Annotated in this window: 17 protein-coding genes; 11 read left to right on the top strand and 6 right to left on the bottom strand. The window is 66.8% G+C overall.

All coding sequences use genetic code 11. The features are described from left to right. From ACOGI5_RS13395 to ACOGI5_RS13375, 5 genes are read left to right on the top strand one after another with little or no spacing between them, the layout of a single operon-like run. The gene (locus tag ACOGI5_RS13395; RefSeq protein WP_419864908.1) at positions 1-1,092 is read left to right on the top strand and encodes a carbohydrate ABC transporter permease; all 1,092 of its coding nucleotides are present in this window, start codon (positions 1-3) and stop codon (positions 1,090-1,092) included. A 3-nt stretch (positions 1,093-1,095) separates the two neighbouring features. Beyond that, a complete protein-coding gene (locus tag ACOGI5_RS13390; RefSeq protein ID WP_419864907.1) occupies positions 1,096-2,172 on the top strand; it encodes an ester cyclase in 1,077 nt (358 codons plus the stop codon). Continuing rightward, entirely contained in the window at positions 2,172-3,347 is a 1,176-nt protein-coding gene (locus ACOGI5_RS13385; RefSeq protein WP_419864906.1) for an ABC transporter ATP-binding protein, read from the top strand. The genes ACOGI5_RS13390 and ACOGI5_RS13385 overlap by 1 nt, the downstream gene beginning before the upstream one ends. Further along, a complete protein-coding gene (locus tag ACOGI5_RS13380) occupies positions 3,344-4,387 on the top strand; it encodes an ester cyclase (RefSeq protein ID WP_419864905.1) in 1,044 nt (347 codons plus the stop codon). Before ACOGI5_RS13385 ends, ACOGI5_RS13380 begins: the two co-directional genes overlap by 4 nt. Positions 4,388-4,433: 46 nt before the next feature. Further along, positions 4,434-5,606 carry a mandelate racemase/muconate lactonizing enzyme family protein gene (locus ACOGI5_RS13375; RefSeq protein ID WP_419864904.1) on the top strand — a complete coding sequence of 391 codons (1,173 nt, stop codon included), beginning with the start codon at positions 4,434-4,436 and terminating at the stop codon, positions 5,604-5,606. Between the two features lie 45 nt (positions 5,607-5,651). Here ACOGI5_RS13375 and ACOGI5_RS13370 read toward each other — a convergent pair whose 3' ends face one another. From ACOGI5_RS13370 to ACOGI5_RS13345, 6 genes are all read right to left on the bottom strand, one after another. After that, complete coding sequence (locus ACOGI5_RS13370) at positions 5,652-6,464, bottom strand: SDR family oxidoreductase (RefSeq protein ID WP_419864903.1); 813 nt, start codon at positions 6,462-6,464, stop codon at positions 5,652-5,654. 101 nt (positions 6,465-6,565) lie between these two features. Then, a complete protein-coding gene (locus tag ACOGI5_RS13365) occupies positions 6,566-6,871 on the bottom strand; it encodes a c-type cytochrome (RefSeq protein WP_419864902.1) in 306 nt (101 codons plus the stop codon). Positions 6,872-6,956: 85 nt separating this feature from the next. Beyond that, a complete protein-coding gene (locus ACOGI5_RS13360; RefSeq protein WP_419864901.1) occupies positions 6,957-8,606 on the bottom strand; it encodes a copper resistance CopC/CopD family protein in 1,650 nt (549 codons plus the stop codon). Positions 8,607-8,612: 6 nt separating this feature from the next. Beyond that, a complete protein-coding gene (locus ACOGI5_RS13355; RefSeq protein WP_419864900.1) occupies positions 8,613-9,122 on the bottom strand; it encodes an O-acetyl-ADP-ribose deacetylase in 510 nt (169 codons plus the stop codon). A 2-nt stretch (positions 9,123-9,124) separates the two neighbouring features. Continuing rightward, positions 9,125-11,470 carry a CoA transferase gene (locus ACOGI5_RS13350; RefSeq protein ID WP_419864899.1) on the bottom strand — a complete coding sequence of 782 codons (2,346 nt, stop codon included), beginning with the start codon at positions 11,468-11,470 and terminating at the stop codon, positions 9,125-9,127. A 120-nt stretch (positions 11,471-11,590) separates the two neighbouring features. Beyond that, on the bottom strand, positions 11,591-12,361 hold the full coding sequence (locus ACOGI5_RS13345; protein ID WP_419864898.1) for a glucose 1-dehydrogenase: 771 nt from the start codon (positions 12,359-12,361) through the stop codon (positions 11,591-11,593). A 116-nt stretch (positions 12,362-12,477) separates the two neighbouring features. On the opposite strand from ACOGI5_RS13345, the gene ACOGI5_RS13340 reads away from it, so the two are divergent. The 6 genes from ACOGI5_RS13340 to ACOGI5_RS13315 all read left to right on the top strand — a co-directional run bounded on the left by ACOGI5_RS13340 (position 12,478) and on the right by ACOGI5_RS13315 (position 19,173). Continuing rightward, a complete protein-coding gene (locus ACOGI5_RS13340) occupies positions 12,478-13,686 on the top strand; it encodes an NAD(P)/FAD-dependent oxidoreductase (protein ID WP_419864897.1) in 1,209 nt (402 codons plus the stop codon). A gap of 69 nt (positions 13,687-13,755) precedes the next feature. Further along, positions 13,756-14,766: an LLM class flavin-dependent oxidoreductase gene (locus tag ACOGI5_RS13335; protein WP_419864896.1), complete on the top strand. Its 1,011-nt coding sequence runs from the start codon at positions 13,756-13,758 to the stop codon at positions 14,764-14,766. Positions 14,767-14,821: 55 nt separating this feature from the next. After that, complete coding sequence (locus ACOGI5_RS13330; RefSeq protein ID WP_419864895.1) at positions 14,822-15,283, top strand: nuclear transport factor 2 family protein; 462 nt, start codon at positions 14,822-14,824, stop codon at positions 15,281-15,283. Between the two features lie 73 nt (positions 15,284-15,356). Then, the gene (locus ACOGI5_RS13325) at positions 15,357-16,040 is read left to right on the top strand and encodes a VOC family protein (protein ID WP_419864894.1); all 684 of its coding nucleotides are present in this window, start codon (positions 15,357-15,359) and stop codon (positions 16,038-16,040) included. A gap of 126 nt (positions 16,041-16,166) precedes the next feature. Then, on the top strand, positions 16,167-18,122 hold the full coding sequence (locus tag ACOGI5_RS13320) for a 4Fe-4S dicluster domain-containing protein (RefSeq protein WP_419864893.1): 1,956 nt from the start codon (positions 16,167-16,169) through the stop codon (positions 18,120-18,122). Between the two features lie 10 nt (positions 18,123-18,132). Then, positions 18,133-19,173, top strand: a complete 1,041-nt coding sequence (locus tag ACOGI5_RS13315) for a hypothetical protein (RefSeq protein WP_419864892.1) — start codon at positions 18,133-18,135, stop codon at positions 19,171-19,173. Positions 19,174-19,175 lie beyond the last annotated feature (2 nt).

Below are 19,175 nucleotides of genomic sequence, written 5' to 3'. Positions count from 1 at the left end.
ATGCGCGGCGCCGCCACCGCTCCACGGCGCATCGCACGACGTGTGCCGCTGCACGTCACGCTCGGCGTGCTGTGCGTCTGGTCGGTACTGCCGTTCCTGTGGACCGTCCAGACATCGGTCAAGTTCACCCGAGATGTGCTCGCCCGTGAGCCGGTGCTGTGGGGATACGAGACAACCGCCAATGCGTACCGAGCGTTCTGGCTGGGCGATGACGACATCAACATGTGGGGGGTCTTCGCCTACATCGCTGCTGCGGGGCTCATCGCCGCCGTGCTCGGACTCGTCGGCAAGCGAATGCGGCGCAGCTGGCCTTGGTACTGCGGCGCCGGCGCCGTGCTGTTGGTGGCCATGTGGCGATTTCCGAAGATCTGGGAGACCAACGACGAGTACGACTTCTTGGTGAACAGCATCGTGGTCACGATCCTCACGATGCTGATCTCGCTGTCGATCGGGTTGGTGGCCGGCTACGGCCTCGCCCGCTACAGCGGGATATCAGGCGCCGTCATCCTCATCGTGGCATTGGGGTTCAGGGCATTGCCTCGTAGCGCATTCGTGCTGCCGTATTTCTTCGGTGCCACCTGGATCGACGACTGGCTGGAGTCCAGTGGCGTCGGCACCTTCGACTTCCCGCTGATCGACTTTCCCTTCATCGACCAGCTGCAGCTGCTCGACACCCGGCTCGTGCTCGTCCTCGCGCTGGTGGCGGTCAACCAGCCGTTCACTATCTGGATGTTCCGCAGCTTCTTTCTCGACGTTCCCAAAGAGCTCGAGGAGGCCGCGATGATGGACGGCGCCACCCGCCTGCAGGCGTTCCGCAAGGTGATCATCCCGGTGATGTGGCCCGCCATCATTGCCACCGGACTGTTCACCATGCTGCTCGCCTACAACGAGTTCCTGTTCGTGCGGGTGCTCGCCCCCACCGAATGGACGCTGCCGGTGGCCATCGTCTCGCTGACCGGCGGCGAGAGCAGTCGCACGATCACCGAAGCCGCAGCGGCGGCGGTCTCGATCACGCTGCCCATCGTGATCGTGATCATCCTGTTCCAGAAGCACTTGGTGAAGGGCCTTGGTGCGGGCGCGGTGAAGGGCTGAGCGATGGCTGACGACGCCTCTGGCCACCTGCAGCATGTGAAGTCGGTGGTCTTGGACTATTACCGCAAGTTCGACAGCGTGCTGGCGAGTCCCCGCCAGCAGGCAGGCAATGCCATCGACGACCTCACTGCCGCACTGGCGTCAAGCGTGACCGAGGACTTCCTGTGGCGAGGCATGCACCCCTTCTACGAGCAGCATGGCGCGGGGGCGGTGGTCGAAGTGTTCTGGGGGCCGCTGCACGCAGCGATGGCACCGCTGCAACGGCGCATGGATGTCTTTCTGGCCGGCGACAACGACGCCGACGGAGGTGCGTCGACCTGGGTGTGCTCGATGGGACACTTCCTCGGACTGTTCGATGCCCCATGGCTGGACATCCCGCCGACTCGCCGGGCGACGCCAGTCCGCTATGTCGAGTTCAGCCGGGTGGAGGGCGACCGGATTGCAGAGTCAGCGCTCTTCCTGGACTTGATTGCCGTCATGCGCCAGGCGGGCCAGTACCCGTTGCCGCCCGCCACCGGGCAGCCGGGCATCTATCTCGGTCCGCGCACCGCAGACGGCGTCCAGCTTGACGCGCAAGATCCCGACGAGACCACCCAGACGCTCGAGCTGGCCTGGCGCATGGCAGGCGATCTCGACGAAGCGAATCGGATCGCTCGTGAACAGGGCACCGATCGCATGCCTGCCGAGGTGCTCGCTCGCTGCTGGCACCCCGACATGCTGTGGATTGGTCCCGACGGCATCGGCTCGTCGTACACGATCGAGCGCTACCAGCAGCAGCACTCCTATCCGTTCCGTTTCGGATTGGGAGACAAGGAGTTTCACGGCCATATCGCCCGCATTGCGGAAGGCCGTTACGCGGCTTGGTTCGGGTGGGCGAATGTCAGCAACCGTCCACGGGGCGGCTATCTGGGCCTGCCGGCCAGCGGGCAGGCGGAGATGCGTGTGGTGGATGTGTACCGGCGCGAGGGCGACAAGCTGGCCGACAACTGGGTATTCATCGACCTGCTGCACTGGCTCTCCCAGCAAGGCCTGCGGCCCTTGGATCGGATGCGCCAGCTCTTGGGAATCGAGGAGTTCTGATGGCAACCGTGACATTGAGTGAGCTGACCAAGGTGTATTCGAACGGATTCGAAGCGGTCACTGACCTCAGCCTGACGCTCGACGACGGCGAGTTCTTGGTGCTCGTCGGGCCATCAGGCTGCGGCAAGTCCACGGCGCTGCGCATGATCGCCGGACTCGAGAAGATCACCAGCGGCGATCTGTACGTCGGCGATCGCCTGCTGAACGATGTTGCGCCGAAGGACCGCGACATCGCGATGGTTTTCCAGAATTACGCGCTGTACCCGCAGATGACGGTCGCGGAAAACATCGGTTTTCCGCTCAAGCTGCGCAAAGTGTCCAAAGCCGAGCGCAACGAGCAAGTGCGCCAAGCCGCACGCGTTCTGGAGCTGACGGACTACCTCGACCGCAAGCCGGCTCAGCTCTCGGGCGGTCAGCGCCAGAGAGTTGCCATGGGGCGCGCCATCGTGCGGCGACCCGAGCTGTTCCTGATGGACGAGCCGCTGTCGAATCTCGACGCCAAGCTGCGAGTCCAGATGCGGGCCGACATCGCCGGCATCCAGCGGGAATTCGGTGTCACCACGTTCTATGTGACCCATGACCAGGTGGAGGCCATGACGATGGGTGACCGGGTGGCGGTCATCAAGGACGGCGTGCTGCAACAGGTGGACTCACCCGAGGATCTCTACGCGCATCCCGCCAATGCCTTCGTAGCGGCGTTCATCGGTTCACCTTCGATGAACCTGTATGAGGCGACGCTTCGTCGCAGCGATGACTCCAGCGGCGATTGCCAGATCGACCTGGGCGATCAGCACCTGTCTATGCCGGCCGACGTCGTCGCTGCGCGGCCGGCGCTGGCGGGGTATCTCGATCAGCCGATCGTGCTGGGCTTCCGGCCCGAGCACCTCGAGGACGCAGCAGTGGCTGCCGAGCATCCCGACGACCAACGTCTCGATGCGGTCGTGGACGTGCGCGAAGCGCTGGGCGCGGAGACGCTTGTTCACTTCAACCTCAACGCGCAGGGCGTGGAGAGTGGTGATCCCGACGCGCTCGACGAGATGCGAGACACGGGCCGCTGCACCGCTCGCTTCGCAGCGGAGACCCGTGCCCGGGTGGGCGACCGGATACGAGTCAACGTGGACGTGCGCAATCTGCACTTCTTCGACCGCCAGAGCCACTTGGCTATCAACGCATGAACTCAGGGGCCGATCCGCACCGCGGCCACCAAGCGCTGCTGTCGCCGCTGCGAGCTGCGCTGTATGACTATGACCCCACGGGCGTGCAGGCGGCGCTGCGAACGCTGTTCGCACCCGACGCCGCTGTACATCTCACCCATCCCTTCGAAGATCTCGACGGCCCTGACGGCCTCTACGGCGAGGCACTTGCCCCGCTGGCAGCGGCCTGGCCTGACCTCGAACGGCGCGACTACATCTGTATCGCCGGCGCAGACCCCGGTGGTCACCAGTGGGTCGGCTGCGCCGGGTCCTACATGGGCACCTTCGCCCGGCCGTGGCTCGGTATTCCCGCCACGGGCCGGCCGACTGCGTTGCGCTACCACGAGTTCTTCCGGTTCGCCGAACAGCGAGTGGTGGAGATGCAGGCTGTCTGGGACGTGCCGGAGGTCATGATGGCTGCCGGTGTCTGGCCGATGACACCGAGCCTCGGGCGCGACTGGCTGGTGCCGTCCCCTGCAACCGCCGATGGTCTCACCTCGGGGTCACGTGATGAAGCGGAATCGCAGGCCAGCGTCGATCACGTGATCGGCATGCTCTCCGATATGGGGCGACATCCACGAGAGCCGGTCGAAGAGATGCGTCTCGAGCATTGGTGGCACCCCAGGTTCAGCTGGTACGGCCCCCACGGCATCGGCACCGGTCGCGGTGTGGAAGGGTTCCGCCGGTTTCACCAGATCCCGTTCCTGCGAGCGATGCCCGACCGTCGGGGCGGCTACGCCGGCGACGGTCACTTCTTCGGCGACGGCGCCTACGTCGGCGTCACAGGGTGGCCGGGCATGGCCATGACCGTGACGGGAGACGGATGGCTTGGCATCGCGGCGTCCGGCCAGGAGATCACGATGCGCAGCCTGGATTTCTGGCGCATCGAGAGCGAGATGCTTCCCGATGGCTCAGTCGACCGCAAGATCCGCGAGAACTGGGTGCTCATCGACCTGCTGCACGTCTATGACCAGCTCGGTGTCGACGTGTTGGCGCGGATGTCCGAGCTGGCTGCGACGTAGCCGAGCTGGCGAATTTGGGTCGCTGCGCGAGCCGTACGCTGCGGAAATGACGCCCACGATCACCGAGGTGACTGCGGCTCCGTTGCGGCGGCCGGAGGTGCTGGGGCGCACTGCTCCTGCCACGGTGTCGTGGGACTCGGCGGGGATGATGCATCCGCTGTCCTATGACAGCGCCTTCGCCGGCCAGGCCGGCCGCTTCGAGCCGTCGTGGGACGTAGTCCTGTGCGTCGTCACGGCTTCCGACGGCAGTTTCGGTGTGGGCATGACGTGTCACGCCGGCCCGGCGGCGCCGATCATCAACGACTTCTACGGGCCGATGATCGTGGGCGAGAGCGCACTGGCCACCGAACGGCTGTGGAACATGATGAGCCGTAGCGCCAACAGCGCATTCGGAGCAGCGGGACTCGCGGCCTACGCGCTCAGCGCAGTCGACCTGGCGCTGTGGGACCTCAAGGGCAAGATCCTCGGACGTCCCGTGTACGAGCTCATCGGCGGGCCTGCCCGCGAACGCACTCGCTGCTACGCGACCGGCAACGACCTCGACGATGCGCGCCGCCGGGGTTTCGACGCGTTCAAGCTGGCCGGCTCGGTCGGACCCGGGTCAGCAACGGCCGGCATCGCTGCGACCGAGCGCTTGGTGGCGAACGCCCGCGCAGAGCTCGGCGCCGACGCGGATCTCATGCTCGACTGCTGGTCGACGCTGGATGCCTCCTACACGGTGCGTCTCGGCGAGGCACTGGCGCCGTACCGGCTGACGTGGATCGAGGACTATGCCCCGCCCGACGACTGGCCGGGCTTCGCCGATGTGCGCCGCAGGCTGCCGAGCCAGATGCTCGCAGCGGGCGAGCGCTGGCTCTCGGATCGGGCGTTTGCCTACGCAGCGCAGCATCGCCTGGTCGATGTGCTGCAGCCTGACATCCAGTGGGTCGGCGGCGCCACCGCCGTGCTGCGGATCGCGGCGATCGCGGCTGCGTCTGGCATCGAGCTGGCGCTGCATGCCGGATGCAACGACAGCTACGGCCAGCACCTCAGCCATGCGCTGCCGCAGAACCGCTGGGCGGAGATGTACGTGGGCTGCCCGCCCGGCGAGTCGCTGATGAATGCCTGGCGCTCGACCCCTGGCATGTCGCTGCCCGATGACGGCTGGCTGGTGCCCAGCGCCGCGCCTGGGTTCGGCATCGAGCTGACGCGTGACCAGATCGGTGAAGCGACGTCCTAGCCCGACTAGCGGCAACCCTCCGGGCGACGGCTTGAAGACCGCAGTTCAGCTCCGGCGGGAGCGTGACGCGGGCGAGTCCTTGGGGTTGGCCCAGCCGACTGTCATGCCGGCAGACAGGCCGTTGTCCACCGGCAGATCGATGCCGTTCACCCAACCGCTCTCACCGGCGAGCAACCAGGCGACCACCTGTGCCTGATCGTCTGGCGTGGCGACCCTGCCGACCTGTTCGTTCAGCCATGCCATCTGCTCGGCGCCGGTGTCCTGCTCGAAGAAAGGAAACAGAGGGGTATCAACCGGTCCCGGACTGACTGAGTTCACGCGGATGCCTCGACCCACCAGGCGTCCGGCGAGGTGCTTGGTGTACGACACCACCCACTCCTTCGACAGGGTGTATGCAGCCGGGCCGCTTCGCTCGTAGGACTGGGCGACCTCGATGCCCGCAGCGAAGTCCTCTGCGGCGTCGAGCTCGGCGATGCGGTCGAGGTGGCGGTTCCACACCATCCCTGCCAGCGACGCGATGTTCACGATCGATGCCCCGTCATTGAGCCTGCCGGCCGCCAGCAGCGTCTCGGTTATGTGGCGCAGCCCGTACACATTGACGCGCAGCACCAGCTCGGCGCCCATGCCGCCGGCCACCCCGGCGATGTTGCCGAGCCCGTCGAACGAGCCGTCAAGCCCAGCAACCACCTCGTCAATGGAGGCGGGATCGGACAGGTCGCAGTGGTGATGTTCGGCGGCCCCCTCAGGGGCGTCCTTGACGTCGAGGTTCACGACCTCATGGCCATCAGCGACGAGTCGCTGCAGGGTTGCATTCCCGATTCCCGTCGACGCTCCAGTGAGCAGAATTCGCTTGGCCACGATGATCCCTCCTGCGATCGATGCGAACCGTAAGCATTCCTAGTTCGCTCAGCGGAGGGAGATTAGATCGCCGGGTTCGCCTCGGCACGTGTGACGGCAGTTCACTGCTCGAAGCCGAGGCGCTGCTGCTCAGCCCGGATGAAGCTGATCACCTTTTCGATCTCGAGATCGGTGATGCCTTCGACCGGCGGCATGTCGCCGAACCACCAGTGGTGCTCTCGGGTGCCTTCACGGATCGCTACGCGGTATGCGTAATCGCCGTGATGGTTCGGCTCGTAGATGATGGAGAGCTGCGACGGACCCTTGTCGGTGCCGCGCAGGTCGACCCCGTGGCACTCGGCGCAGTACTGCTGGTACACCGCAGCGCCGTCGGGAATTGCCAGCGCAGCGCCCGCGCTTGTAGGCACCGACGCGGCAACATCGTCTGCAGGCTCCGCTGCGGCTGTGGCTGCGGTCGTGGGCGACGGATCGGCGACTGCGCTCTCGCCGGCATCACTCGCATCGGCACCGCAGGCGACGGCAATCGCGACAGCTGCGAAAGCGGCGGCAGCGATGCGGGTCGGGACGAGGGTCTTCGTCACAGCGCGGAGGCGCCGACCAGGAACGCCGTGACGATGCCGACGCACCCGAGCGCGATGGCCTCGACGACCACAATTCGGCGCAGCCGTTCGTACGCAGTGCCGGAGGGGCTCGGCCGAAGACCTGCGTCGCCGCGGGCATGTGGACCCAGCGGTTGCGTGTCCCGAGGAGCACCGCCACGGCCACGAGTGCGATCTTCGCGATCAGCAGGCGGCCCCACGCCGTTGACCATAGGTCGGCGAATCGATCCATTACGAGCACCGCCATGATCGTTCCGCCGACCGCCGTCATCGCCAGCGACACAGATGCCAGCTGCGAGAAACGCATCAACGGCCGAATGACATCGGCTCCGTCGCGACGGCGTCGGAGCAGGTCGGCAAGCAAGGCCAGGCCCCCGCTCCACACGGCGGCTGCGTACACATGCGTCGCGTTTGCAGCAGCGTGCAGCCACCGTGGGCCCTCGGTGACGGTGTGACCGTCGAACGAGTACGAGACGATCACCAGTGCTGCGCCAATCAGACTGACGGCCGGCAATCGAGCCCGGCCTGCTCCCTTAGCTCCGGGACGAGGCGCGGTGAGCACCGCGAGGCCGCCGAGCATGCGCAAGCCCAACGCGACGCCGAAGGGCGCGGAGAGTGCGTCGGCGATCGCGTCCAGGGATATGACGGCGGCCCAGTCGTCTTCGAGAATCACCGCTTGGGTCAGCCCGGCTGCTACGGCGGCGACGACGAGCACAGCGCCGCTGATGGGGAGCACACGGTGCACTCGGGCTCGTTCTGACAACTCGTCTCGCACGACGAATGACATGAACGCGAGTCCGCCGACGATGGCCAATGTCGCCAGCAGCCCCAAGACTCGTGCAGCGTCGGCGAGTCGCCCGGCACCGGGCGCTCCTGAGCTGCGTTGCAGCGGTCTGCTGTCAGAAACAGTGTCGAATGCCGTGGAGGTTGTGGCGTCCGGGGTCACCGATCCCGAGGGCGTCGTTGTGATCACGGGCGACATCTCGCCTTCGGCGTGCAGAGCGGTCGCGGGTGCCGTCGATCCCGGCAGTGCAGCGTCCGTCCTGCTCGTCGCGTTCGGCAGTTCCTCGACGACGTCGGCGGATGCGACGGTCTGATCAGTGGACTCCGCCGCTGGAGCTGCGGTCGAATCGGGGGACTGCTCCGCCGATGACCCGGTACCGGCAACGTCGACGGTGAATCTGAATGCGCCCTCGACGATGTGTCCATCCTCGGCTGCAACTCGCCAGCGGACTTCGTACTCTCCACCCGTCAGTGGCGGCTCAAACTCCAGGAGCCAGGTCTGGCTGTCCGCTGAACCCAGCGAGTCAGGCCGGTGCTCCACACCGTGCGCATCGAACACCGTGAGACCGTTGCCGGCAGGCTCGACCGGGCGGTTGAACGTGAGCGAAACAGCCGAAATCGGCTCGCTGACGGTTTCGCCTTCGGCAGGATGCGACGACTCCAGCCCGGTGTGAGCAGCAACGGGCCTCTGCAGCGAGACCGAGAGCACGACGCTGGCGGCCAACGCCAACCCGAGCGCGACTGCCGGACGCGGTCTCATTCGTCCTCAATCGCTGAGTGCGGCCTCGTATGCAGTGTGGGCATCGTTGTTGAAGCAGATGAAGCGGATCAGCTCGACATCAGTCGTAGCGGATTGAACAGTCGCGACGGCGATCTTGGCGGCGGGTGCGGCGGGGTAGCCGTAGACGCCGGTGGATATTGCCGGAAACGCGACCGAGCGGGCGCCGACCTCATCCGCCCGGGCCAGCGATTCCCGGTAGCACGAGGCCAGCAGCTCGGGCTCGCCCTGGTGACCTCCGCGCCAGATCGGCCCCACGGTGTGGATCACCCAGCCGGCGGCCAGCCTGAAGCCGGGTGTGATCTTGGCCTGGCCGGTCGGGCAGCCGCCGAGCGTCCGGCAGTGCGCCAGCAGCGCAGGCCCGGCCGCCCGGTGGATGGCACCGTCGACGCCACCTCCGCCGAGCAGCGTCTCATTGGCGGCGTTCACAATCGCGTCGACCTGCTCGGTGGTGATGTCGCCGACAGCCAACTCCAGAAGCGGACGTCGGCGGGACACGCTCACTCGAGGGCCTCGGCGACGGCCAGCTCTGCGATGCGGTCGCCGTCGTAGCCGAGCAGGTCTTCGAGGATCTCCATCGTGTGCTCGCCGTACATCGGCCCTGCCCACTCGAACCCATTGTGTGCTGCCGAGAGGGTGTACGGCATCCCGTCGACGACGGTGCTGCGCGCAAAGCCATGCGGCATCCACTGGAAGTGCTGCCGGTGTGCGAGCTGCGGGTCGTTGAAGCACGCTCCCGAGTTCTGTACATGGTGGGCAGGAATACCGTGCGCTTGCAGGCGGTACATCAGCCCTGGGCCGTTCTGCCGCGAGGTGAACGCGGCGACGATCTCGTCCAGCTCGGCCCGACGCTCCCGGCGGGCAGCAGCGTCGAGATCGGCGACGTCGTCGTGCCGCATCTCGATTGCCAGCGAGCGCCACTGCTCGTCATCCTCTACCGCGATAGCGATCCACTCGTCGTCGCCCTTCGCTAGATACACGCCGTGGGGCGCCATCTCGTCGTCGGCGTTGCCCCGTCGTGAGCGCATCTCGCCGGTGTCTTGCAGCTCGGCGATCGCCGGTGCCAGCAGATGCACCGCAGCCTCCATTTGGGAGAAGTCCAAGTGCTGGCCTTCGCCCGTGCGACGCCGGTGGTCGAGCGCCGCCAGCAGGGCGCACACCGTGAACCTGGGGGAGCAGTAGTCGGTGTAGGCCAGGTACGGGCCGGCCGGCCCGCGGTCGGCCCAGCCCGTGATGTCGAAGAAGCCGGCGATCGATGCTGCCATATTCCCGAAGCCGGCGAATTGCCGGAACGGCCCGGTCTGGCCCATCACGCAGCTCGACACCATGACCAGGTCGGGATTGACCTCGCGCAGATCGTCGTAGCTCAGGCCCCAGGCGGCCATGGTGCCGGGTGTGAACGACTCGACGACCACATCGGCCCATGCGGCAAGGTCACGCACCACGTCGCGGGCTTCGGGCTTGCCCAGATTCAGCGAGATTGTCATCTTGTTGGCGTTGGTGGAGTGCCAGGCGATGGCGTTCTCCTGATCGGGCACGTCGTCGCGATGCCCGAGTGCGCCCCTCAGCAGGCACGGCCGGTTCTGCGTCTCAACCCGCACGACGGTTGCTCCCCAGTGCGCCAGGATCTTGGTTGCCAGCGGTGCTGCCGCCACCCACGCCAGATCCGCCACCTTCAGGCCCGCAAGCGGCTTGTCGGGGCGGGCATCGGCGGGCAACGGCTCAGTTGCCGAAGCGTGCCGGCAGTCGCCTTCGGCCATGACCTCGGCGGTGTGCTGCCCCGCGTCTGGTGCGGCGCCGAGGGCTTGCAGCGGGGTGGTGCCCGCCAGCACGAGCCTGCCGGGCATCCGAGTGCCGTCGACGTCGTCCCAGAAGTCCCGGTCTGCCAGCTGGGGGCTGTCGAGCACATCCTGCAGCGTGTTGACCGGACAGATCAGCAACGAGTCCTGCAGACCTCGCTCGATCATCTCGGCCTTGGTCTTGGTCCCGCAGAAGCGGGCAATGTCGTCCATCAGCCCCTCGATGACATCGACCGTCTCCTCACCGGTCTGCAGCTGCAGGGCGAAGTTCACCCAGTCCTTGTTCAAGGTCTCCTCGTCGCAGAAGCCTTCGGCATGCATCCACGCCAGGAATCGCTTCACCATCGGCCCGATCATCGGGCCGAAGGCAACGGTGACGATGATGTAGCCGTCCTTGCAGGGGTAGATGGTGCGCAGCATGAGGTCGCCGAAGCGCACGCCGCCGGCCTCGCGCTGCACCTCTGCGAGACCCGCAGGGGCGTAGAGGATTGCGGAGAGCGCGGTCTCGCACACGGCCTGCTGGGTTGACAGGTCGATGTGCTGGCCGTGGCCGATGCGCGCCCGGTGCTCGAGGGCAACCAGCGTCGCTACCGCGGCCTGCGCGCAGCCATGCAGCCAGGCCTGCGGGATGCTGATGCGCACCGGCGGGCGGTCGCTGTCGCCGGTGACCGCGAGCTGGCCACTGGATGCGAACAGCACGAGGTCGTTCGCTTGCCAGTCGGCCTTCGGTCCGGTTTCGCCCCACGGCGTGATGTGCACGGTGATCAGCTGGTCGTTCGACTCCCGCATCGCTGCGAGGTCAATCTCGAACGGCGTCCCGTCGTTGTGCAGCACGATGTCGGCAGTCGCTGCCAGCGTCGCGACGTCAGCGGCGCTTGCAACCGTCACCGAGCGCTTGCCCCGGTTGTAGGCATCGTGCGCATAGCCACGCGGCCAGCCGCCGGGCGGTTCGGCGAGCACTACATCGGCGCCGAGCTGTGCCAGCAGATTGCCGGCGAACCAGCAGCGTTCGTCGGTGAGATCCAGCACCCGATACGGACCGAGCATCTCGCCCTCCGGCTGTCGAATTGGCGGCAGCTGCAGCTGCCACCGCGGCTCTTGCGCCCGGACACTAGTTCTGCTCGCTGGGCACCCCGATGGCCGCGCCGGCGGTGGTTCGACCGCGCGCTACTCGGGCGTGACGTAGGCGGCGGTGAGACCGCCGTCGACCTGGAGGTTGGCGCCTGTCATGTAGGACGAGTCATCCGATGCCAGGAACAGCGCCGCGGATGCCATCTCATCGGCTTCTCCGAAACGGCCCATCGGCACGTGAACCAGCCGTCGCTGCTTCTTCTCGGGCGTGTCGAGGAACGACATCAGCATCTCGGTGCGCAGCGGCCCGGGCGAGAGGGCGTTCACGCGGATGTTCTCCCGTGCGTGCACCACCGCCAACTCACGGGTCAGCGCCAGTACGGCGCCCTTGGAAGCGGTGTAGGCGATCTGCGGCGTGGCCGCGCCCACCGATGCCACAAACGAGGCGGTGTTGATGATGGAACCGCCTCCCCGCCGTCGCATCACCTCGACGGCGTGCCTGCAGCCGTACAGCACGCCCTTGATGTTGACGCCGAAGGTGCGGTTGATCGTCTCCTCGCCGGTTGCGATGGCGTCGGTGTCGTCGTCGAGCATGATTCCGGCGTTGTTGAACGCCACATCCAGCCCGCCGAACACCTCTTCCGCCCGGCTGAACGCAGCTGCCACGTCCGCATCAACCGACACATCCGCGTGCACTGCGATCGCTTCACCGCCGGCGCCCTGCACCTCGGCCACGGTGTCCTCGTTCGAGGAGGCAATGTCGACAGCGACGATCTGAGCGCCTTCGGCCGCGAAGCGCAGCGCCGTGGCCCGTCCGATCCCGCTGCCGGTGCCGGTGATCAGCGCCACCTTGCCCTGCAGTCTCATGCCGTCTCCCTGTTCCGGATGGGCTTGCGGCGGCCCCGTCATTCCTGTTCTGGCGTGCGCGGCTGCCATGATCTGACGGCGCCGAGCCGTCCCATCGCACGACAGGACCGTAACCAATGACCGCTGCGTCCAACGCACCACGACGTGACTCCTACGACGTGGTCATCGTGGGCGGGGCGGTCATGGGGTCGTCGATCGCCTGGGCGCTGTCCGCCTGCGTTGGCTTCGACGGCTCGGTGCTGGTGATCGAACGCGACCCGAGCTATGCGAATGCATCCACCACGCATACGAACAGCTGCATGCGGCAGCAGTTCTCGAACCCGTTGAACGTGCAGATCTCTCGCTTCAGCGCGGACTTTGTGCGGAACTTCCGGGAGCGTCTCGGCGGCGATCCCGAGATCCCCGACATCTTCACCCACCACTTCGGCTACATGTATCTCGCAGGCGACGAGCAGTTCGCGGAAACACTTCGCCGCAACCAGGCCATCCAGGCTGCGCTGGGCGCCGACACCCGCATCATGAACCCGGCAGAGATCAAGGCCGCCTATCCCTTCTACGCCGTCGACGACATCATCTGCGGCAGCCACAACCTGACCGACGAGGGCTACTTCGACTCGGGCACGATGTTCGACTGGTGGCGCCGCAAGGCTCGCCAGAACGGCGTCGAGTACGTCACCGACGAGGTCGTCGGCCTCGCCCGCGACTCGGGTCGCGTCAGCGGAGCGGTTCTGGCCTCGGGCAGCACCGTTCGCTGCGGCACGCTCGTCAACGCCGCCGGGCCGCGTGCCGTTGAAGTGGCCCGGATGGTGGGTGCAACGTTGCCGGTGGAACCCCGTAAACGCTTCACATTCGTCTTCGACGCAGCCGAGGCGCTCGACGCCGCTCTGCCGCTGACCATCGACCCCACCGGCGTCCACATGCGAAGCGACGGCGATGCCTACATGTGCGGCTGCACCCCCGATGTCGACCCCGCAGTCAGCTACGACGACTTCGCCATGGACCATGACATCTTCGAAGCCAAGGTATGGCCGGTGCTGGCCCATCGGGTTCCTGCCTTCGAACGCCTCAAGGTCACCCGCCAATGGGCCGGCCACTACGCCTACAACACGCTCGACCACAACGTGGTGGTGGGCCCGCACCACGAGATCGAGAACTTCATCTTCGCCAACGGGTTCTCCGGCCATGGCATGCAGCAGTCACCGGCCATCGGCCGGGCCGTGTCGGAGTGGATCGCCTACGGCAAGTACCGCACGCTGGACCTGACGCCGCTCGGCTACCGGCGCATCGTCGATCGGACGCCGTTCGTCGAGAGCGCCATCATCTGAACAGCCGCTCGAGCGCGGCCAACCGGCGTCCCGGCTGCGCGCCCAGTCCCACTACTACGCTCGCCCCTCATGCGGTTCGGCATCTTCGACCAGCTCGAACAGCCCGGAGATGTGCCGTGGCATGAGCTGTACCGGCACCGCCTGGATTTGCTGGTTCGAGCCGAAGAGGCCGGCGTGTGGGGCTGGCACAAGTCCGAGCACCACCTGATCCCGCTCGACGCTGCGCCCAGCATCAACGTGTTCCTGGCGGCCGCCATCGAGCGCACCAGCCGCATCCGCATCTGCTCGCTGGTGCACCTGCTGCCCTTCTATCACCCGATCCGGCTGGCCGAGGAGCTGTGCATGCTCGACCAGCTCTCCGAGGGCCGGCTGGAGTTCGGCTTCGGCAAGGGCATCAGCGTGCCCGAGCACCTGCTGTGGGGCCTCGACCCCGATGATGCCATCGCGCAGACCGACGAGTCGCTGGAGCTGATCCTGGCGGCCATGCAGACCAGCGGGAACTTCAGCTTCGACGGGCAGTTCTACGAATTCCGCGACGTGCCGATCGAATTCGAGCCCTACCAGAAGCCCTACCCGCCGCTGTGGCGTCCCGGCCAGCTGGAGACCGCCGCCGAGATGGGCGTGCGCACCATGGCCGCGGGGCCGCTTGCCGCCGTGGCTGCGAGCACCGCCCGCTACCGCGAACTCCTCGGCGCGGACGGCATCGGCCGGCACCACTCGCCGATGATCGGCGGCCTGCGGCGACTGGTGGTGGCGCCTACTGACAGAGAGGCCGACGAGATCGGGCGCCGCACCTGGGCTGCGTTCACCGAGCATCTGACACGGCTGTTCAGGCGCCACGAGATGACGCCGCCGAATGACCCGACGCTCGGCGGCGACTACGACAAGGCCAAGCACTTCCAGGCCGTCGTGGTCGGTTCGCCGCAGACAGTGCGCGAGCACTGCGAGCAGTTCGCCTCCGAAGCCGGCACGGACTACTTCGTGGGCGTCTTCGCGTGGGGCGACCTGTCCGCCTACGAGGTGGACCGCTCGTTCGATCTCTTCGCGGAGCACGTGATGGCCCCGCTGGCGGCGCCCTGAGCGCCCCGCCGCTTACGCTTCGGCCTCCCCAGGCAAGAACCGAGGATGACCAGCCATGAGCCAATGGAGCCGAGACGAGATCGAAGAGGCGCTGGCCACCTACCAGGCGGCGAGCAAGAAGGCGGGTCAGACCGGCGACTGGCGCGACTGGGCTGACTGTTTCACCGAGGACGCCACGTATGTCGAGCACTTCTTCGGCACGATGATCGGGCGGGAGACCATCTACGAGTGGATCCAGTCCCAGATGAGCGAGTGGCCGGGATCTGAGATGGTCGAGTTCCCTATCGAGTGGCACATCATCGACGAGGAGCGGGGCTGGGTGGTGTGCCAGATCTGGAATCGCATGGGCGACCCCGGCGACGGATCGGACCATCGGGAGTACAACTTCTCGCTCCTCAAGTACGCGGGCGATGGCCTGTGGAGCTACGAGGAGGACATCTACAACCCGAACCGGTTCATCGAGATGCTGGAGGGGTACGAGGCCAGCAAGGCGGCGCACACGGCTGAAACATCCTGAGCGCACTCAGGTTGGTCGCCCTGAATCCTCAAGACATATAGTCAGGAGAGATCTGCAGCAGGGGGCGGCTCGAATGACTGCATTGCATCCCAATGGCGTGAACCATCTGGCTTTGTCGACGCGGGACATGAAGGGCCAGCTGGAGTTCTGGTGCGATGTGCTGGGTCTGCCGCTGAAGGCCTTGTACTGGATGCACGGTGTTGACGGCACCTACCACGGCTTCGTGGAGCTCGCCCCCGACAGCTACGTCGCCTTCGTTCAGCATCCCGACAATGCCAAGGACGTCGAGTTGGGCGTCACCCACGCCGGCGGTCCGGGGGAGCCGGTGACTGCCGGCACGATGCAGCACGTGGCCTTCAACGTGGACACGTTCGAGGACCTGATGGCGTTGCGCGACCGCATCCGCGACCGCGGTGTGCAGGTGTTCGGCCCCATCGACCACGGCTTCATCCAGTCCATCTACTTCGCCGGCCCCGAGGGGCTGGCGCTCGAGGTGGCGTGCGGCTCGGCCATTCCGGTGGAGCAGTGGGTGGATCCCGAAGTTCAAGACTTGTGCGGCATCTCTACCGCCGAACTCGAGGCGCTGAAGCAGCCGGCGGAATTCGCCCGTCCTGCCGAGCCGGTGCCCCAGCCCGCTTCGGACACCGGCATGCCGCGGCTGATGCCAGAGGACCACTACGACATGGTGATGAACCTGCCTGACCAGGTGGTGTGGGATCGCATGAGCGAGACCACGCCCCCCGTCGCCGCCGACTGAATGCGCCTGTTCTCGCATCGCAGACGCCCGGCGGCGTCTGGTCCACTGCCCACTGAGCTGCTGCCCCGGCGCGCCCCGGGGAGCGTCGACGGCGGGGGAGTGCTGCCGAAACTGCCTGAATCGGGCATGGCACCCGGCGAATGGAGTGTCTCGCGCACCTATGGCGACATCGTGGAGGTCTTCGTCGCTTGCCGAACGGCAGATGTCCTAGCCGCTCCCGCGCCGATGCCCAGCGCCCAAGCCGCAGTGGACAACATGCGCGGGTACTGCTTCTTCCTCGATGCCGACCTCGCAGGCATCTGCGAACCGTCACCGGCGTGCTGGAGTGGCGAACCGATCGAGGGGCACCGCAGCGCCATCGCCATCGTCGTCGGATTCGGGCGACCCATCCGGCCGGGCGAGCCGGGGCATGACTGGATCAGCGGATCCGAGCAGGACAATGCCGACCTGCGCGCCACGGAGATCGCCACCGTGCTCACCCGCTATCTCGGCACCCTTGGATACAGCGCCACTGCACACACCGCTGCGGCCTCCGATGTCGACCGTTGCCGCGTAGCTGTCGAGGCCGGTGTGCTCGAGGCCGGCCGACGCGGCCTCGGTCACCCATTCCTGAAGCGGGGGTTTGCCGTCGCGGTGGTGACGACGCACTTGGAGCTGACACCCGACGGCCCCCTCGCTCGACGCAATGCGCTGCAGAATCTGCGCATCGCCGCCAAGCACTGGCTGGGCTGGGGCGGCACCCGGCCGGGGTGGAGCCGCCTGGACGGGCGCCATCGCCCCTGGCATCTCGGCCGCTACCCGATGGAGAAGGTCAAGCGCGTCGACGAGCCGACCACGCTCGTCATCGCCGACGAGGTCAAGCGACCCGCAGCCCGCCACAACTTCTTCGTCCGGGCGGGCGCCGGCGACCTCGGTCCCCGGCCGCGCAAGGAGGTCGCTCGGTTCATCCGCAAGGCGCCGCACGGCATCGCCTCGCAGGAGATGCTGCGGCGCTTGGTGCCGCTGCAGCGAGGAAACGCTGCGCCCGAGATCGGTCCCGGCGTCGATGATGCCGATGCCAACGCCGATGCCGTCAAGGCGCTGGGTCACTTCATCGGCGCTGACATGACCGGCGTGTGCGAAGCGCCCGAATACGCCTGGTATTCGCACCGCCCCGACGGTTCGCCGATCGAGCATCTGCACCGCAATGCGATCGTGTTCGTGCTCGACCAGGGCTTCGAGACCATGGAGGGCGCATCGGGCGACGACTGGATCAGCGGTGCCCAATCGATGCGGGCTTACCTGCGGGCATCGATCATCGCCAACGCGATCGCCGCGCAGATCCGCCGGCTCGGCTATGCCGCGCAGGCTCACACCGCCGCCGACGACGAGATCAACCACATCCCGCTGCTGCTGTCCGCCGGCATCGGCGAACTGTCCCGCATCGGCGAGCTGGTGCTGAACCCGTTTGTGGGGCCGCGCTTCAAGTCCGGCGCAATCACGACCGACATGCCGCTGACGCCGGATCGCCCCATCGACTTCGGCTTGCAGGACTTCTGCACCAAGTGCACGAAGTGCGCCCGCGAGTGCCCGGTCGGCGCCATCCGATTCGGCGACAAGGTGATGTTCAACGGCTACGAGATGTGGAAGCCCGACGTGGACCGCTGCGCCCGCTACCGCATCACCAACATGCGCGGCTCGGCCTGCGGGCGCTGCATGAAGACGTGCCCCTACAACATTGAAGGTGTGCTGGCCGAGCGGCCGTTTCAGTGGGCGGCGATGAAGCTGCCGTTTGCCCGATCGTGGATCGCACGACTCGACGACAAGCTCGGTCGGGGGGAGATCAACGAGGCCAAGAAGTGGTGGGTGGACATAGAGGTGCTCGATGACGTGCCGGTGGAGCCGCCCAAGGGCGCCAACACGCGCGGGCTCAATCTCGATCGCAAGCCGCGGGACGAATCCGGTTTCGCGATGTTCCCGCCCGAGATGGCGCCGCCCGGTCCCGACGGCATGGCGCCCTTCCCGCTGGACCGCGAGGCCGGCATCGAGGCGTCCCAACAGGCCGAGCGGCCCGCTGCGGCTCGCGAGCGCACAGGAGAGTAGGAGGCCGGCAATGGCTCGAGTACAGGGTGCTCACTTGGTCGGCAGCGCTCCTGTCAGCGAGCCGGACGAGCTGTTCGCGCTGGTGCGGGACCATCTGGCAGGCCACTTGCGCCGCGTGCCCGACGGCGAGATCGGCGAGCGCGACACTTGGATTGCCTGGCAGTTCCCCAAGCTGTCCCAATGCCCGCAGCTCGAGACCAGGTCGGTGAACTCGGCGTACTTGGGGCGCGAGGTCCCTCAGCACGAGGTAGTCGAGGGCGCGGGACCGCTTGAACTGGTCGATCTGGGGTACGCGGATGCGGCGCTCGCCTCGTGGGAGCGGTTCGCGGCAGCCCAGGGCGCCGGCACGCTGCCGCCCAACGTGCGGTTCATGGTGGGACTGCCGTCGCCGCTCAGCGTGGTCACCCTCTATGTGGCGGAGATGTCACGCCCCGCTGTGCTCCCCGCGTGGACCACGGCCATGGAGGCTCAACTCGCACGCATTCTCGATGGCATCCCGAACGACCGTCTGGCCATCCAATGGGAAGCCTGCATCGAGTTCGGGATCCTCGAAGGCCTGTGGACTTTCCTGGACACCGGCAGCAACGGCGTCGAGGCGCGTGAGGGCATCGCAGCGCACATTGCGTATCTCGGCAATCTCGTGCCCGGCGAGGTCGAGATGGGCTACCACCTGTGCTACGGCGACGCCGGTCACCAGCACTTCGTCGAGCCCAGCGACACCAGCCATCTGGCGTGGGCAGCCCAGACGTTGCTGGAACGAGTGAATCGCCGCATCAATTGGATCCACCTGCCTGTGCCCAAGCAGCGAGATGACGATGCGTACTTCGAAGCGCTTGCAGCGGTGGAGTTTCCCGACGAGACCGAGCTGTATCTCGGATTGGTGCATGTCACGGGCGGGCAGGAGGGGACTCGCCGCCGGATCGCCACGGCCTCACGGCACGTGCCCCGCTTCGGCCTCGCCACCGAGTGCGGGTTCGGCCGCCGCCCGATTTCGCAGCTTCCGGCATTGCTCGATCAGCACGCCGCCCTCAGTGCATCTTGGGATTCCTGAGG

The sequence above is a fragment of the Candidatus Poriferisodalis sp. genome (assembly GCF_965208925.1).
In the GTDB taxonomy this organism is placed as follows: domain Bacteria; phylum Actinomycetota; class Acidimicrobiia; order Acidimicrobiales; family Poriferisodalaceae; genus Poriferisodalis.
Note: the sequence above shows the minus strand (reverse complement) of the source record. Positions and strands in the feature narration are given on the sequence as shown.